General features: G+C 57.0%; 13 protein-coding genes and 1 pseudogene. 11 read left to right on the forward strand and 3 right to left on the reverse strand.

Going from position 1 to position 16,146, the window contains the following annotated elements:
- Window positions 1–150: 150 nt before the first annotated feature.
- From I6F16_RS35035 to I6F16_RS35070, 9 genes are all read left to right on the forward strand, one after another.
- Complete coding sequence (locus tag I6F16_RS35035; RefSeq protein ID WP_225174459.1) at window positions 151–1,782, forward strand: NADP-dependent glyceraldehyde-3-phosphate dehydrogenase; 1,632 nt, start codon at window positions 151–153, stop codon at window positions 1,780–1,782.
- Between the two features lie 14 nt (window positions 1,783–1,796).
- The gene (gene pyk / locus I6F16_RS35040; protein WP_225174460.1) at window positions 1,797–3,209 is read left to right on the forward strand and encodes a pyruvate kinase; all 1,413 of its coding nucleotides are present in this window, start codon (window positions 1,797–1,799) and stop codon (window positions 3,207–3,209) included.
- 217 nt (window positions 3,210–3,426) lie between these two features.
- Window positions 3,427–3,609 (forward strand): nuclear transport factor 2 family protein, encoded by a 183-nt coding sequence (locus I6F16_RS38115; protein ID WP_276573577.1) that lies wholly within the window; start codon window positions 3,427–3,429, stop codon window positions 3,607–3,609.
- 112 nt (window positions 3,610–3,721) lie between these two features.
- Window positions 3,722–3,787 carry a hypothetical protein gene (locus I6F16_RS38280; RefSeq protein WP_346730189.1) on the forward strand — a complete coding sequence of 22 codons (66 nt, stop codon included), beginning with the start codon at window positions 3,722–3,724 and terminating at the stop codon, window positions 3,785–3,787.
- A 503-nt stretch (window positions 3,788–4,290) separates the two neighbouring features.
- Entirely contained in the window at window positions 4,291–5,805 is a 1,515-nt protein-coding gene (locus I6F16_RS35050) for an amidase (protein WP_036008338.1), read from the forward strand.
- 218 nt (window positions 5,806–6,023) lie between these two features.
- On the forward strand, window positions 6,024–7,199 hold the full coding sequence (locus tag I6F16_RS35055; protein WP_036008276.1) for a sugar ABC transporter substrate-binding protein: 1,176 nt from the start codon (window positions 6,024–6,026) through the stop codon (window positions 7,197–7,199).
- 67 nt (window positions 7,200–7,266) lie between these two features.
- Window positions 7,267–8,229: an ABC transporter permease gene (locus tag I6F16_RS35060; protein ID WP_225174461.1), complete on the forward strand. Its 963-nt coding sequence runs from the start codon at window positions 7,267–7,269 to the stop codon at window positions 8,227–8,229.
- On the forward strand, window positions 8,226–9,767 hold the full coding sequence (locus I6F16_RS35065; RefSeq protein ID WP_051056927.1) for a sugar ABC transporter ATP-binding protein: 1,542 nt from the start codon (window positions 8,226–8,228) through the stop codon (window positions 9,765–9,767). Before I6F16_RS35060 ends, I6F16_RS35065 begins: the two co-directional genes overlap by 4 nt.
- A gap of 40 nt (window positions 9,768–9,807) precedes the next feature.
- Window positions 9,808–10,779, forward strand: coding sequence for an ABC transporter permease (locus I6F16_RS35070; RefSeq protein WP_225133353.1), 972 nt, complete (start codon window positions 9,808–9,810; stop codon window positions 10,777–10,779).
- A gap of 224 nt (window positions 10,780–11,003) precedes the next feature.
- Here the strand turns inward: I6F16_RS35070 and I6F16_RS35075 are convergent, their stop codons facing one another.
- Both I6F16_RS35075 and I6F16_RS35080 read right to left on the reverse strand, forming a co-directional pair.
- Window positions 11,004–11,726: an LrgB family protein gene (locus I6F16_RS35075; RefSeq protein ID WP_225174462.1), complete on the reverse strand. Its 723-nt coding sequence runs from the start codon at window positions 11,724–11,726 to the stop codon at window positions 11,004–11,006.
- Window positions 11,723–12,106, reverse strand: coding sequence for a CidA/LrgA family protein (locus I6F16_RS35080; RefSeq protein ID WP_225174463.1), 384 nt, complete (start codon window positions 12,104–12,106; stop codon window positions 11,723–11,725). The genes I6F16_RS35075 and I6F16_RS35080 overlap by 4 nt, the downstream gene beginning before the upstream one ends.
- A 1,017-nt stretch (window positions 12,107–13,123) precedes the next feature.
- On the opposite strand from I6F16_RS35080, the pseudogene I6F16_RS35085 reads away from it, so the two are divergent.
- Window positions 13,124–13,569 (forward strand): annotated as a pseudogene (locus I6F16_RS35085) (biotin synthase); the annotation flags it as partial.
- A gap of 628 nt (window positions 13,570–14,197) precedes the next feature.
- Window positions 14,198–14,677: an acyl-CoA dehydrogenase family protein gene (locus tag I6F16_RS35095; RefSeq protein WP_225174465.1), complete on the forward strand. Its 480-nt coding sequence runs from the start codon at window positions 14,198–14,200 to the stop codon at window positions 14,675–14,677.
- A 360-nt stretch (window positions 14,678–15,037) separates the two neighbouring features.
- Here the strand turns inward: I6F16_RS35095 and I6F16_RS35100 are convergent, their stop codons facing one another.
- Window positions 15,038–15,679 (reverse strand): hypothetical protein, encoded by a 642-nt coding sequence (locus I6F16_RS35100; RefSeq protein WP_225174466.1) that lies wholly within the window; start codon window positions 15,677–15,679, stop codon window positions 15,038–15,040.
- Between the last annotated feature and the right edge of the window lie 467 nt (window positions 15,680–16,146).

Consider the following 16,146-nt stretch of genomic DNA (forward strand, 5'->3'; position numbering starts at 1 on the left):
CGTTCGAGCGGGGCAGCGACGTGCCGAAGGGCGCTATAAGTGTGAGCCGATAGTATTGATGCTAGGCCGTCAGAAAAGGGGGAGGCCGTCGCGGCACTGTGATCTGCGCGACTTCGTTGTCTCTTCGGATACCAGTCCTTGTTGTGAATCATGATGATGAGCCGCGATAATCTCAGCTTGCTCTTTCCGACTGCCGATGACGCGGCTTTGCACGAGGCCGCCATTGCGCCCATTGAACAGCGGAGTGTTCTCGTTAACGGCGAAATGCGGGACTGGATAGGGCCGGTCAAGAACGTTCTGTCTCCCGTGATGGTCCGCGGAAGTAATGGCGGGTTGACGCAGATGCGGATCGGCAGCCATCCGTCCGGCGACGTCGCGACGGCGATAACCGCACTCGACGCTGCGGTCGCTGCATACGACAGCGGGCGCGGCGCGTGGCCCACCATGCGTGTTTCAGAGCGCATCCTGGCGATGCAAAGATTTCTCGCCGGCATGTGTGCGCGCCGCGCCGAAGTCACACGGCTTATCATGTGGGAGATTGGCAAAACGCTCGCGGATTCAGAAAAGGAATTTGACCGCACAGTGGACTACGTCCGGCAAACAATCGACGCGGTGCGCAATCTCGACAATGCCAACTCGCGGTTTGAAATCGTTGAAGGAGTGATTGCCCTGATACGCCGAACGCCACTCGGCGTTGTCCTCTGCATGGGGCCATACAACTATCCCCTGAATGAAACTTTCGCGACGCTCATTCCGGCGTTGATCATGGGCAATTGCGTCGTCTTCAAGCCGCCCCGACACGGCGTTCTCTTGTTCGAACCGCTGCTGGAGGTGTTCCGGGCCGCGTTCCCGCCTGGAGTAGTCAACTTCGCCTACGGTGAAGGCGCGGAAATCGTCCCGACACTTCTTGAGACCGGCCAAATCAATGTCCTTACGCTAATCGGCTCGAGCCGAGTGGCCGACCACCTTAAAAAACTCCACCCAAAAACCAACCGCCTGCGTGCCATTCTCGGTCTCGACGCAAAGAACGCGGCGATCGTTATGCCTGATGCTGATATCGCACTCGCAGCAAAGGAATGCCTACTAGGCGCGCTCTCGTTCAATGGACAGCGCTGTACGGCCCTGAAGATGCTGCTCGTGCACCGCGATGTCGCTGATTCGTTCATATCGGCGCTACAAGCGGAGCTCGCCCAACTAAAAATCGGTATGCCCTGGGCGCCAGACGTGACTCTGACGCCCTTGCCAAGTGTCGAGAAAGTAAACCAGATGAGCGCGCTTCTAGATGACGCCGTAACGAAGGGCGCCCGTATTCTCAACGCCGGCGGGGGTACGGCCGTAGGCACTCTTTTCTATCCCGCAGTCGTCTATCCTGTGGGGCCGTCCATGCGGCTCTTTCGGGAGGAGCAGTTCGGACCACTCATCCCCATGTCGAACTTCGAGGATGTCGACCTCGCGCTTGATTACGTGGCCACCTCTGAACATGGCCAGCAGGTAAGCCTGTTCGCCCGCGACCCCGACGTGATCGGTCGCATGTCGGATGTCCTGGTCAATCAAGTCTGCCGCGTCAACTTGAACTGTCAATGTGAACGTGGGCCGGACGTGTTTCCCTTCACGGGCAGGAAGGATGCAGCCGAAGGCACCTTGTCGGTCACGGATGCGCTACGTTCATTTTCCATTCGATCCATGGTGGCCGCGAAGTATACGAGCCCATCGCGCGAGATTCTGAATACCATCGTCGAGGAACGCCATTCCAATTTCGTTCACACTGGTTTCATCCTCTAACTAGGGGATCCAAGATGCGTCGCTCTCGCTTTGCCAAAATTGTCGCAACGGTGGGGCCGGCGACGGCCGCACCCGAGATGATCCGCTCTCTTTATTTTTCAGGTGCGGACACGTTCCGGCTCAATTTCAGTCACGGATCGCATGATGACCATGCGGGGGTTCTTGCGTCGATCCGGCGGCTTGAACACGAGGTCGGCACGCCAATCGGCGTGCTGCAGGATTTGCAAGGACCGAAGCTTCGCATCGGCTCATTAGATGGCGGCAAGCTGATGCTGAATGCGGGCGAAACGGTCCGCTTTTCGCTCGACGGAGGAGGGGACGGAAAACAATCCATTCCCCTGCCTCATCCCGAAATCTTCGCAGCCGTTCATCCCGGCCAGGACGTCCTGATCGATGACGGCCGAGTACGTCTAAGTGTTGTTAGTCCCGGCGACAAGGAGATCGTCGCGAAAGTTGTCGTGGGCGGCGTGATCCGTGACCACAAAGGGGTAAACCTCCCAGGTGCACTCCTTGATATATCCCCCTTGACCCATAAGGATCGCACCGACTTAGCCTTCGGCCTTGAACTTGGCGTCGACTGGGTCGCTCTGTCGTTCGTTCAAAGACCATCGGACCTCCTCGAAGCACGTTCCCTGATCGGTGAAGCTGCAGGTCTGATAGCCAAGATCGAGACGCCCATGGCGCTCGAATGTATCGGCGATATCATTGCCCTGTCGGACGGCATTATGGTCGCGCGCGGCGATCTTGGTGTTGAGATCCCGCTCGAGGAGGTGCCTCCGCGACAGAAGGAGCTCGTTCGCGCCTGTCGGCTTGCCGCCAAGCCCGTGATCGTCGCAACGCAGATGCTGGATTCGATGACGGCTATGCCGACGCCAACGCGCGCGGAAGCGTCCGATGTCGCGACCGCCATCTACGATGGTGCCGACGCTGTCATGCTTTCTGCTGAATCGGCGAGCGGAGCCTATCCGATCGAGGCGGTTACCATGATGGACAGAATCATCAAAAGCACCGAGCGGCATCATCTCTATCGGTCGCTTCTCGACGCCTCGCAGGTCGGTGAGGAAATCACGCCTCCTCATGCGGTTGCGGCCGCGGGCGCGGATCTGGCCGCCGCGATTGATGCGAGAGCGATCATCGGGTTCACCGCAAGCGGGACCACCGCCGCTCGTATCGCGCGTAGAAGGCCGCTGGTCCCGATTCTCGCTCTTACGCCAGACGAGAGGGTCGCGGGGCGCATGAGCTTGCTGTGGGGGGTACACAGCATTGTTGCAGCCGACCCCTCCAGCTCCGATGACATCACGCAAATAGCGGCCGCGACGGCGCGCAAGGAAGGCTACGCCGAGCCGGGTGATTTAGCGATCGTGATCTCCGGAGTGCCATTTGGACTGAGGGGCGCGACCAACAATCTCCGTGTTGCGGCTTGCTAAGGTCACGTAATGCGATCCGCCGGCAGGCCGGCTTGTCTGCTTCCTCCCTAGACTAAGCCGCTGTTGGAGAAATCCAGCAGCGGCGATCTTTTGAGGCGGCAATCTCAATTGTCGATCGCCAGGAAGTGTCAAAAGCGACTCATCTCGTGTTTTACAGTGTTCCAGCAAGATGTCTTCATCATTTAAGTGGGTATCTAATTTTAATCGAGACGATATGATGCCGGACGTGCGCGCGTTCCTGGTGCTCTGGGCGCAAGCCTTCAACGCTCACGACGTCGACAAGCTGGCGGCCTTGTACGCACGTGACGCGCTACTGTACGGTACATCGAGCTCGAAGCTCTATTCGGGTGCTGAAGAGATTCGAACCTATTTCCGTCGGGCGCATACAGTGGGAATTTGAAGCTTGGCGTTCTGCGAGATTGGCCGCCAACCTCGTTCTGGTGGTGGGCAATTATGTCTTTTCCCAATCTTCCACGGATCACATAGCGGCGACACCGGCTCGTTTCACCTTCGTGCTGAGCCACAAAGACGATGCGTGGCAGATCTTGCATCATCATTCGTCCGCAGCCCCTGACTAGTCGATCTGTAAAATTTGCCCGCGACGAGGATGTGTTCGAACAACACATCCAATCCGCTTTGCGTCATCTCGCCTCGCTTGACGTGCGGGAGTGAACCTCCAGGCAGCAACTTTGGACTCTGCATCAGGGCTACCGCAATCCACGGCTCTTGAGCGAGCGTGGTTGGCTACCTGTCGCGGTGATCTTGGATCGCTTCTATTCCGACAGCTTCTGGATTGTAAACGCGAGAGCCAAATCTCGGTGCCACCAGTTCGCTGTGTTAGTACACAAATGATCTATTCCCCGGTAGGACTAATGATTGTCGCGCTGAATGCGCATTATTCCCGCATAAATTGCTTCTTTTTTCGGCGATTTTTGTAGGATGAATTACTCAAAATTACCCAGTTCTGAGCGCGGGCTCGGTGACTCGGCTGCACCAAGCATATTTTCTTGAAATGTTAGTGACGAGCCACCGCAGAGCGGCCTCACACATACGAATAGCCCACCTCGAGGAGGAAAGCCCAGTGTCAATCGTCCCGCCTACACCAGCGCAGTTGCGAGATGTCGCAGGGCAATGCGGTCTTTCACTTTCCGATGAAGACCTTGTCTCCTTCCGCGGCCTTATCAAGGGGGCGCTTGAAGCCTACAACTATGTCGACGCCGTTCCCGACGAATTGCCTGCGGTGAAGTATCCTCGCACGCCGGGATATCAGCCGAGAGCCGAGGAGAACCCGCACAACGCCTGGTATCGAAAGACGAGGGTGCTGGGGGCGCCTAGTGGGAAGCTCAAGGGAAAGACAGTCGCGCTGAAAGACAACATCATGCTCGCCGGGGTGCCCATGATGAACGGCTCGGCGACGCTCGAAGGATTTGTTCCTGATATCGATGCGACCATTGTCAGTCGGATGTTGGACGCGGGCGCCGAAATTGCAGGCAAAGTCCACTGCGAATGCTTTTGCACATCCGGCGGCAGCCATACCGGTGCGCTCGGACCCGTGCACAATCCTCACAAGATGGGCTACTCCGCAGGAGGCTCGTCTTCGGGCTCCGGGGTTGTCGTTGCCCTTGGCGAAGTCGATATGGCGATCGGCGGCGATCAGGGCGGTTCAATACGCATGCCCTCGTCCTTTTGCGGAATCTACGGCATGAAGCCGACTTGGGGCTTGGTCCCCTATACCGGCATCATGCCCAATGAAATGACGCTGGATCACACCGGTCCGATGACCGCAACAGTCGCCGACAACGCATTGTTGCTTGAAGTGATTGCTGGAGACGACGGTTACGATCCGCGCATCAAGGCGCCGAAGGTCGAAGACTACACCAAAGCGCTCGGCCAAAGTATCAGTGGATTGAAGATCGGCGTTCTGAAGGAGGGCTTTGAGCAACCCGGAGCGGAGGCGACTGTCAACAGAAGCGTTCGTGAAGCGGCCAAGCGCTTCAAAGATCTCGGCGCCTCGGTAGAGACAGTGTCAGTGCCGATGCACCTCCAGGGAGCCGCAATCTGGACGCCGATCGGTACCGAGGGCGCGACACAGACCATGATGTTCGGCGACGGCTATGGTACCAGCCGATCGGACCTCTTTTCACTGTCGCTCATGGACTTTCATCGCGGCTGGCGGCGGAAAGCGAATTCCCTGTCCGAGCAGGCGAAGCTGTTCCTGATGCTCGGCACATTCATCAATAACAATTATGGGCCGCGATTTTACGGCAAGGCGGTCAACATATCTCGCCGCCTGAGGGCGGCATACGACAACACGCTTAAGGATTACGATCTTCTTCTAATGCCAACGACGCCGATGAAGGCGACCCAGCTTCCTCCGCAGGATGTCAGCCGAGAGGACTATATCGCGCGCGCGACTGAGATGTTCACCAATACCGCTCCGTTCAACTTCACGCACCATCCCGCTATGTCGCTGCCCTGCGGAATGGTGGATGGCCTGCCAGTGGGTTTGATGCTTGTTGGTCGTCACTTCGAGGAGACGACCATCTATAGGGCGGCGCATGCGTTCGAGCAGATTGGCGACTGGAAACAAATGTAGAAGCAATGGGACGGGTGACGCCGAAGCTGTCCCGCCATGATCAATACCACAACCTTAGATGTGACGAGGGAAAGTCGCGCGTGCGAGCACGCGGCGTAAGAGATGACTCGTCAATTTTCTCACGCCAAACGCGATATCGAGAGATGACGGCGCCTGCACGCGGATTGCGGACTCTTTGAGAGACGATCGAGGTTTGAAACGAGTAGAGGAGGGAACTAATGCGCAACTTGTCTGCCTACGTTTTTGCAACAGCCGCTCTGTTGGCGTCGTTTACAGCCGCAAGGGCCGAGGATGTCCTGTCCGAGGTCTCCACGCTGGAGAACGAGTATTTCAACAACTGGTCGCAAGGTGCCGAGCAGGCGGCGAAAGCGCTCGGTTTGAATTACCGCATCCTTTCGGGAAAGGGTGATGCCGCCAAGCAAATCGAAATCTACGAAGCTCAGTTCGCGGCGGGCGTCAAAATTACATTCGGCGAGAATCTGGTCGCTGCAAACATCAAGCCCATCGTCGAGATGGCGAAAAAGGCAGGAGCAGTGCACGTTGCTGTCTGGGAATCTCTGCCGGGCTTTCATCCTTTGGACGGTGGGACCGACAACTATGCCTTCGCGACCTTCTTCACGCCGGACGACGTCGACAACAGCTATAGAATAGCAAAGCTGCTTTTCGACAAGATCGGCGGAAAAGGCAACGTCGTTCATATCACAGGCTTTCCCGGGGTCGATGCGGACATCGCCAGAACCGCAGGCTTCGAAAAGGCCCTCGCTGGATACCCGAACATCAAGGTCGTCGCCCGCCAGCCAGGAAAATGGAACCAGGTCGACTCCCGCAAGGTCATGGAAGACCTGCTGGTGGCACATTCCAAGATCGATGCGGTATTCGGTCAGAACGACTCGATCGCACTCGGAGCCATGCAGGCCGTTGAAGATGCTGGTATGCACATCCCGATCACAGGGCTTGACGGCAACGGCGAAACCCTGAAGCTGGTGAAGGAGGGCCGAATTCTTGCTACCATGGGCTTTACGCCACAGTGGCAGGCCGGTTTCGCACTTGTGCGGGCGTACGACGCCTCCAAGGGGTTCAAGCCGAGTCCGTGCGAACGCATGATGTACACGGGGGCGACGCTGATTACGGCTGCGAATGTCGACAAGTATCAGGCGTTTCTTGCAGGGGAAAAGCTGCCCTTCGACTGGAAGAAAATGTCGCGCGCGCTCCATCCCAACGATTGGGACCCTCAAAACTACGTCTGGCCGATCGACGTGAAGACCTATTGGGGAAGCCGTATGCCCGCCGGTTACAACCTTCCGAAGCCATATCAGGAAGCCTTCGACGCGGGTTGTGTGGGGAAGCTGACGGCGGAGTATAAGGACCACTACAAGCAGCGAATTCCCGAGTAAAATGCGCCTGGATGCCTCCCTTCTCGAGGGAGGCATCCCTCCAAGAAATGCTCAATCGGATCGCAAAATGTTGCAGGCATGGCAGGTCGGGCGTGGGGATGGCGAGCTAGCGCGGCGCATCGTAACCATTTCGGTGTTTGCTGTCGCATGCGCGGCCATCGGCTTGGCGGCCCCCTCATTTTTGACCGTGGGAAACCTGAGGGCGATTGAGCTATCCAGTTCTGTCCTCTTGGTTGCATCGGTCGGTGCGACTTTCGTCATTTTGATGGGCTCCATTGACCTTTCGATCGGAGCGATCGCGAGCTTCTGTGGCATGCTGGTTGCGCGGATGGCGCCGGACTTCGGTTTCTGGGCAATTCCCATTGTTTGTCTGGTGGGCCTGTCCTGTGGTGTGATCAACGGGCTCGTCTACGTCTACCTCAGGATCCCCTCCATCCTGGTGACGCTTGCAACCGCAACGACTCTCTCGGGTGCCGTCCTCTTTGTCTCTGATGGCCGTTCGCTGACGGTAACTGATGCCGCCGTGATCGACATCGCTCAGGGCGCATGGCTGAATGTGATTCCCAATGCGGTCCTGATTTCCCTCGTCATCTATATGGCTGCAGTCGTTCTAGGGGCGCGCACTCGGTTTGGCCGTATGACGCTTGCACTTGGAAGTGACGAGCAAACAGCCGCTCTTGTTGGAGTGAAGGTCAATACGATCAAAATACAGGCGTTTGCGTTGTCCGGCCTCCTGGGGGGGGTTGCCGGAGCGTTATTGGCCGCGCGTCTTGGATCCGCCACAGCGACAATGGGCAGCTTCATGACTCTGGACACCATTACCGCGGTGGTCGTCGGCGGTACTGCGATCACCGGAGGATTCGGCAACGTGCGCCTGACGATTCTTGGGGTGCTTTTCACGACGACTCTTTCGAATGGTCTGAACACGCTTGCGCTCGCGCCTCATCTGCAGGCGATCATCCAGGGGGTCGTCATACTGTTCGCTGTTCTCCTCAACACGAAGCGTGTGAGCGCGGAGGACGTGAGATGACGGCAGTACGCAATCCAATCTTCGCGATGCGAGGCGGATCCAAGAGCTTTAACGGCAATTGGGTCGTGGAAGGAGTTGATCTTCAGATTTTTCCAAACGAGATTGTCGGCATCGCAGGTGAAAATGGGGCGGGAAAATCCACGACCCTCAAAATGATCGCTGGCATCCATTCCCCGAATGGGGGCGAGATGGAGTTATTCGGTAAACCGTTCAAGCCCCTCCGTTACACCCAGGCCGTCGAGGCCGGGATCTCGATGGTGTTCCAGGAGCAGGCCCTTATTCCCAGCCTTTCCGTCTATGAAAATATCTTTCTGTCGCTCGAAGTCAATTTTACCAACCGGCTGGCCCTCGTTGATCGAAAAGCGATGATTGCCCACAGCGAACGGCATCTGAAAGACTTGGGTCTTGCGCACATCGACCCACGTCGGCGGACGAGTGACTACGCCTTCCACGACCGGCAGATGATCGAGATTGCCAAAGCCTTTGCATTGGCTGAGTACTTCCACATTGACCACCCTATCATCCTGCTTGACGAACCGACCGCGGCCATCGGTGAGCGCGAAGTCAGGCTTCTCTTCGACTCGATCCGCCAATTCCGTGCGCGCGCATCCTTCGTTCTTATCACTCACAGGCTTTCCGAATACATAGAGCTGTGCGATCGCATCTATGTTTTCAAAGATGGTCGAAACGTGGGTGAGTTTGCCGGAGAACGGATTTCCGAGCAGAACCTCCACATGGCGATGGTGGGGCGAATCCGGGATGAGGAGTACTTCAAGGAAAAGCGCCAGCTGGACGTCACCGAAGCGCCGATTGTGATTTCGGCGAATGGGCTTGAGGGCGATAACGTCAGGAACGTCAGTTTCGATGTTCGAAAAGGCGAGATCGTCGGACTTGGCGGACTGGTTGGATGCGGCAAAGAGGCCGTTGGAAGGGCAGTTGTCGGATTTGATCCGTTTCCGGCAGCCGGCACCGTCGAGGTGAACGGAAAAGTCCTGCCCCTTCGGAGGCGTGGCAAGGCCGCCATCGCAAATGGCGTAGGCTTCGTCCCCAAGGAACGAAAGACCGAAGGCATCGTACCTTACATGTCAGTCGAAGCGAACATTTCTCTGGCTTCGCTGCCCCTCGTCTCCCGGCTGACTGGAATCATATCGGCAGCGCGAGAACGGTCTTTAGCGCAGAAGCACGTCAATGGCTTACGGATTCGATGCAGCGGGCCGACGCAACTCTGCCAATTCCTCTCCGGCGGAAACCAGCAGAAGGTCGTGCTGGCAAAATGGCTGGCGCGAGGGGTACAGGTTCTGGTGCTCGACAATCCTACCCGTGGTGTTGATGTCGGCGCAAAAGAGGAGATCTACAGTGTCCTCAGGGATCTGACGGACCAGGGAGCAGCCATTCTTCTGATATCGGACGATTTGCTCGAGCTCATCGGTCTGTCAAACCGGATTCTGGTGATGCGCGATGGCGAGATCCAGTTCGAGCGGGACGCGCCTGCCAATGATAAACCGACGGAGCAGGAACTTGTCAGGCACATGGTCTGAGACAAAGGCGCGTAGATCGAGATTGCGACTCGAGGCTACAATGGAGATCGCGAGGCAGTTTGTTCAGCGTCACCGCGCGATCATAAATCCAGGTGGCCCCGCGCTTCTGCTGCTGACGATGGTCATCGTTTTCACAGCCATCAATCCTCGCTTCCTGAGCTGGATAAACCTTTTCAATCTGATGAGACAGTCCTCCATCCTGCTCATCGTGGCGACCGGCATCACCTTTGTCATTCTCATGGGAGCAATCGACCTTTCCGTCGGCGCGATCGTGACCTTCGTGGCAATCTCCTCGGCAGTTCTGATCCGGGATTTCGGGTTCAGCGCCGCTGCGATCCTGTTTGCTGCTTCCGTCATCGGGGCGCTTTGCGGCCTTTTCAACGCCATTTTGGTGCTGCGCCTGCGGATCCCGTCCTTTGTCGCCACCCTCAGCACCATGACCATCATTGGGGGCATTTCCACCTGGATCAGTGGCGGTGTGAACGTGTTTTTTCGCAGTCCGGATCTCACATGGGTCGCATCCGGTGCAATGATCGGGCGCATTCCAAACTCGGGAATTCTGGCGCTTCTGATATTTGCGGTCGCCTCTTTTATCGGTGCGAGAAGCCATTTCGGGCGATCTCTGTTTGCAATTGGCGGGGGAGGAGTGACGGCTCGGCTTTCGGGCATCGATGTTCTTCGCACGAAAGCAATCGCGTTCGTCGCATCCGGAATGCTCTGCGGAATTGCAGGCTTGCTGCTTGTCGCGCGAACCTCGACCGGAACCGCCCGGATGGGGGATGACCTTTTGCTTCAGGCGATCGCAGCTGTGGTCATGGGCGGCACCGCTCTTTCAGGCGGTTCAGGAGGCGTGCATCGAACGCTAATCGGGGTGTTGGTGATTGCCGTTCTGCAAAATGGCTTAAACATCGCAGGGGTGCATACCTACATCCAGATCATGGTGACGGGCCTTATCGTCATCCTGGCCGTGACAGTCACGCTCGATCGATCACGGCTTGCCTTCATCAAGTAGACGGGATCTGTTCCGGTATTGAGCGAGTCAATTGGGCGGCTTCCTTGCACAGGCTTCCCTTTCAGGCTTTATCTTGTTTTATGGGAATGCGAGTGGTGTCCGAACAGCGCCCATGGACATCTCGGAACGTAAACGATGGCTATGAAGGTGCTACTGGCGAAGCGGTTCGTCTCTGGACATTCTTCGTCGATGCAGAGTCCAATAGCGGCGAGAGGTCTCGCGCATCATTTTATCAATACCGTTACTGCGAACGGCACCAGGAAGGATGTCACAAGGGCATTCAGGCCCATGCCAAGGCTTGAGAACACACCAGCGATCTCATCAACCTGGAAAGCGCGTGCGGTGCCGATGCCGTGCGCCGCGATGCCTGCGGCAAAGCCTCGAGCCCGAAAATCGATGATGCCTGTCCAGTTCATCAAGGGGGTCACGATGATGGCGCCCATGATACCAGTGAGAATGACTGCGACAGCAGTCACCGACGGATCCGCATGTAGCGATTCGCTGATTCCCATTGCAACGCCGGCCGTGAGTGACTTCGGCGCAAGAGACAGGATAGTTTCGAGGGGAAGCCCGGCGGCCTCGGCAAGAAGGACCACAGATGTGACAGCTGTAACGGAGCCGGCAACCAGGGCGGCCAGCATCGGAACGATCGCCGCGGTGACCAGCTTGCGATTTTCATAGAGAGGCACGGCGAGCGCGACGGTTGCAGGCCCCAGCAGAAAATGTACGAACTGCGCACCAGCGAAGTAGGTTGTGTAGGAGGTACCCGTCAGAAGCAGAAACAAGCCGATGATCCACATCGCATGCAACACAGGGTTGCCGAGTGGATGACGGCGCGTTGCAACTGATACCGCGTCGGTTATTGCGTAGACCAGCAAAGTGATTGTCAGCCAAAGTAAGGGGGATTGCGACAGATAGACCCAGAGCGAAAACGGATCTTCCTTCATCGAGCGTCCTCTCGGCTTGTGAAGCGACTGACAATCTGGAACGTCAGCACGGTCGCGAGCAAGGTCACAGTCACCGACACCATAAGAATGCAAATGATGCCTATGCCATGCGCAGCGAGCAGATCAAGTTTCTGCACGACCCCAACGCCGGCTGGCACAAAAAGGAGCGACAGGTGAGTCAACAGTCCCTTGCTGACATTCTCCACGCTATTATCCCGAAACGGTCCTCGGGCCATCATCACGAAGCGGTCGCGGGCAAGCAGCGTGATCAGCAAGAGGAGGAGACCAAGCACAGGCCCTGGCAACGGTAAGCTCAGACCTTGCACAATGACCTCGCCGATGAGTTGGCAGAGGAGGACAACAGTGAGACTCGCGATCATGAACGACCCTTACGATAAATCGCATCAAGTCGTTGAGGACCTGACGCATAATCCACAGCCTCCGGCAAAGCGCGATGCATCGTGGCGAAAGACGAAGCGACTCTAGTAATCAGTCCTTATCCTCGTCGGAATTATCGCGCACGCTCCTCTCCCTGTGAGAGAGCTTGCTAGGCAGGCAGCATTGCCTCGTCGATTTTCGATCTACGGTGACCGCAATACGTATTTCAAAAATCAGGAGGTCTCAAGTTTTCTGTGCATGGTTTGGCAAGCACAACTGGTGCTCATCTCGTGAGCCTCTGATCTCTCTATCTCCGTTGTTTGGCCGTTGGTCAGAAAACGCACGATAATTGCAAATTGTGTCTCACATTTTTCGGATGCTGGGATCGAATTTTTTTATTTGCTGGTTGACAAGCCAAGTGTCCGGCCTCGATAGGTTGAAACCGTTATCTGCGTAGGCCGCGAGGTTCTCACGATCTTCGTCCGGTCGCCTCTCGAGGTCGCCTGGTCTATTTACCCAAGGTTACCCCGATGCTGCGTCGTGCCCCAATGACCCAGGCGAGTTCATTTGGAAGAATGGCGATTGGAAGCAGGACTTCACTCCGTATCTCGAACCGTTTGATGACGTTCCAATGCGCAAAGTCGAAGTCGAATCGTTCCGCAATGCGAGCGGAAAGAGGTCGGCAGTGTCAATGGGCGACCACGATTGAGATTCTGTTTTGTTGCTCGGCTCCGCTGGCAGACCGGCTCGTCTGCTTTCTCCCAAGACTTAGGCCGCTGTTGGAGAAATCCGGCAGCGGCATTTTTTGGAAGGCTGCCGGTTGTCTCATTCATTGATGCGCACCCAAGAAGGATGTCGCTGGATAGTGTTGTTGTCAAAGCAGGGCTCGCCAGATGGCTGCCACGCCCGTCAGGTGGTGCGGCACCAGCCCGTGGGGGTGCCTGAGGAGGGAGGCGCGGTGTAGTTGCGGACCGCGAACTTCTGATACTGCCTGCACAACATCCATTCCCGTGATTGCACAGGACCGCATCGACACGCTGGACCGCGTGTCGCGCAGCCGGCATCAAGGTCTGCTGTAGCGGCATCATCGGAATGGGCGAGCAGGCTACCGACCGGCTCCGCATGCTAGTGCTGCTCGCCAACATGACCGTTCACCCGGAGAGTGTTTCCATCAATCTTTGGAATGAAGTCAAGGGGCGTCCCGGTCAACGTAACCGCGGAACGGCCGGATCCCATCGATGTGGTGCGCCTCGTTGCGGTGGCGCGCATCATGATGCCACAAAGCGTGGTCCGGCTCTCTGCCGCACGTCAGTACATGACTGATGAATTGCAGGCACTCTGCTTCCTTGCCGATGCCAACTCGATGTTTATCAGGGACGTGCTGCTGACCACGCCCAACCCGCAGCGCGACCGCGACGCCGAGCTGCTGGGACGGCCAAACCGACATGGATACTGGCGACGGTAGCCAGCTTGCTTCAAACACTAGCTTTGGCATTTTGGCCAATCGACAACAGGGGCAGGCGACCGTCCTGAAGCTCGCGCTTAGCGATTTTAACCGCCATATGCTGCTCAGCAATTTTCGGCTCCCGCTCGCGCAGGTAACTGAAAGGCCGCACGATAACGCATGGGGCTAGTACCGATTCTCTGTCTGAAATGATGTCTCAGCGCCTCAGCCGAGCCGAAGCCGGTCTCGACCGCGATACCCTCGATTGGGAGCTGCGTCGCCTCGAGGAGTTCGCGGGCCCGCGACACGCGTGCCTGCGTCAACCAATCACCGGGCGACATGCCGGTTGCCTCCTCGAATCGCCGGATGAAAGTGCGGCGGCTCATTCCAGCGCGGGAAGCGAGGAGGTCGTCGCCAGGTCTTGATCCAAGTGGTGTTGCGCCCACGCAAATATGGATGCCAAGGCATTGCCGTCAACTTTGTGCCACTGGTCAACCCGGCATCGCTTGGCGCAACTTTGGCTGTCATGGAGGACCGGCGATCATCCGAGTAGCGACCTGCGAATTTCCCGATCATCGCGACAGCGATGTGAAGCCGGCTGGAAAGTGAGCTCGCTAAGGCGCCGGTTGATCTGCTCGTCCTTCCCGAGTTGGCGGGCGTCGACATTTCTTGGAAAAGCCCAGTCTTCAGCGAGGTCGTTTGGCGTCAGGCCGTCACCACGCACGCCACGAATTTCGTGCACAAGGACCGAAACAAGAGCCTGTCGGACTATCAGGCGATCCGGCAGGAACTCGGTGCAGCCAAGGTGTTGGTCGAGACCTTGCGGCCGTGGCGCGTGGAACTCGCGGCAAGGCTGGATGAGCTCTGGCGAGCCGTCAAGCCGCAGAGCGAAATCCTCATTTCTCGGACCGAGTTCAAGGTGCATGCAGCCGAGGTTGCGAACAAGGTCGCGGCGGCGGCGCTCACGGTTACGGGAGGTTACGGCTATCACCAAGGACCCATCGAGCGCTCCTTCCGCGACTCACGGGCAGCCATAGCCATGGGACCCTCGAATGTGATTGCTCGCGACTGGATCGGCAAGGCGCTGGTCGGGCTGCCGCTCGAGCTGTTCTACGAAGAGGGAGAATAGACCGAAATTCGCCGGGCCGGCGGGGCGCTAGCCCTCGCTCGCTCCGGCCTCAGCGGCACGCGCTTCGACAGTGCGACTTCGTACCGTTCTGGAATCCTGCGCCACACGTGTGGGCTGCGCTATTGAAAGTGCATTTGGACGCCGGAGCCCACTGAGCAGCGAGCGTTCGCTTTCCCCGAAGAGTCCAAATCATCCTATGAGCAGATTGTCTGCGGAGACTTTGCCGCAGCTGTCTATCTTGCCCTCTGCAAGCCCGCTCTAGCCGCCCTTCTCAGCTAGACCCGGACAATATCCGCAAGGCGGCCCGTCCTCGGAAGAATAAATCTCAACAACGTAGCGCGGCATTTCCAACATGCGAGACTAACTTGCTCGCTGTTCGCAGGCGTCCGTATCTGGGAAGAGGAACCAGGGTTTGATGCTGATCCCTTTGCGAAGCGAATACATGTAGAAAATTGGAAGGTTTGGGGGGAAAAGCCCTCGAAATTCGCTTCCATTGAAGGTGATAAAGATTGAGTCAGGAAATGCACGTTCGACCGCGCGTTTTTCGATCATGTTCATCCGGTAATATTTTATTGCGCCCTCCTCACAACTTCCATTTCCACGATACCATTTCATCGCGCTGGCAAGCAGCCGCTGGAACGTCGGCTCCGGTACGATCTCATCGATTAAAGGACTTTTGCTATCCGCTTCTGCGGCCCTTGTGAGGTCGCCCAACCAACAGCTCTCGAAACCGCGTTCGCGGGCGCCATCCGCAACCTCATCAAAGTACTGGCGTATGTTCAGTGATGAATGTCCGTTCAATTCCGCATGGGTATCGGTGAAAATCAGCCTTAATGCCGCCCCCGGTGCATATGTTGTGCTGATTCGGCGGGTGAAGCCAGCCAAATAGTTGAGACAATCGAAGTCTGGCTTGTCGATGTTGGACCGCGGACCTTTGCCCCAATAGAGCACAAACGGAACGGGATTTCTGACCGCAATTGATTTGGAAATGCTCTGCAACATTGCAGCAGAGTTGTCAGGTTGGCCGCGCGACTATCGCTTGCGAGCCACTAGCAAGACTTAGTCTCGCTCAGCTTAAGTATTAAGAAAGCGTTATGGGTAACAGAAACAATTCTTGGTTAATTTTTGAAACATGGCGGGGTCCAATTGCAGAACAGCCCAGCCAAACACGCCCTTGCCTGGCCGCGTGCCCCAGGTAATTGCCGAGCAAATGCCTAAAAGTGTTCTTTTTCTTCCAACCAAATCTGGAGCCATTCAGGATAGGTTGCCGAAATCGAAATCAGAATTGGGTGGGAGCGAAAGACGTGAAAGTTGGGCCTAACGACCCGCCTTCTGGCAACGGATGTAAAAGTCTCGTCTCTTCACCCTTGATATGCTTGGACGGAACGTGGTGGGCAATCGATGTCAACGATCCAGATCTAGAAGTTTATTTGAAGCGGTCGGCTCGCTGCGGCCTTGTGCCGGCAGCT

This window comes from Bradyrhizobium sp. IC4060 (assembly GCF_020193715.1).
GTDB classification, from domain to species: Bacteria; Pseudomonadota; Alphaproteobacteria; order Rhizobiales; family Xanthobacteraceae; genus Bradyrhizobium; species Bradyrhizobium yuanmingense.

Excerpts from the sequence above, each read along its gene's own strand:
- I6F16_RS35080 (WP_225174463.1), bottom strand. The coding sequence starts at position 12,106 with ATGATCGCGAGTCTCACTGTTGTCCTCCTCTGCCAACTCATCGGCGAG.
- I6F16_RS38115 (WP_276573577.1), top strand. The coding sequence starts at position 3,427 with ATGCCGGACGTGCGCGCGTTCCTGGTGCTCTGGGCGCAAGCCTTCAAC.
- I6F16_RS35070 (WP_225133353.1), top strand. The coding sequence starts at position 9,808 with ATGGAGATCGCGAGGCAGTTTGTTCAGCGTCACCGCGCGATCATAAAT.
- I6F16_RS35035 (WP_225174459.1), top strand. The coding sequence starts at position 151 with ATGATGATGAGCCGCGATAATCTCAGCTTGCTCTTTCCGACTGCCGAT.
- I6F16_RS35100 (WP_225174466.1), bottom strand. The coding sequence starts at position 15,679 with ATGTTGCAGAGCATTTCCAAATCAATTGCGGTCAGAAATCCCGTTCCG.
- I6F16_RS35065 (WP_051056927.1), top strand. The coding sequence starts at position 8,226 with ATGACGGCAGTACGCAATCCAATCTTCGCGATGCGAGGCGGATCCAAG.
- I6F16_RS35075 (WP_225174462.1), bottom strand. The coding sequence starts at position 11,726 with ATGAAGGAAGATCCGTTTTCGCTCTGGGTCTATCTGTCGCAATCCCCC.
- I6F16_RS35060 (WP_225174461.1), top strand. The coding sequence starts at position 7,267 with ATGTTGCAGGCATGGCAGGTCGGGCGTGGGGATGGCGAGCTAGCGCGG.
- I6F16_RS35055 (WP_036008276.1), top strand. The coding sequence starts at position 6,024 with ATGCGCAACTTGTCTGCCTACGTTTTTGCAACAGCCGCTCTGTTGGCG.
- pyk (WP_225174460.1), top strand. The coding sequence starts at position 1,797 with ATGCGTCGCTCTCGCTTTGCCAAAATTGTCGCAACGGTGGGGCCGGCG.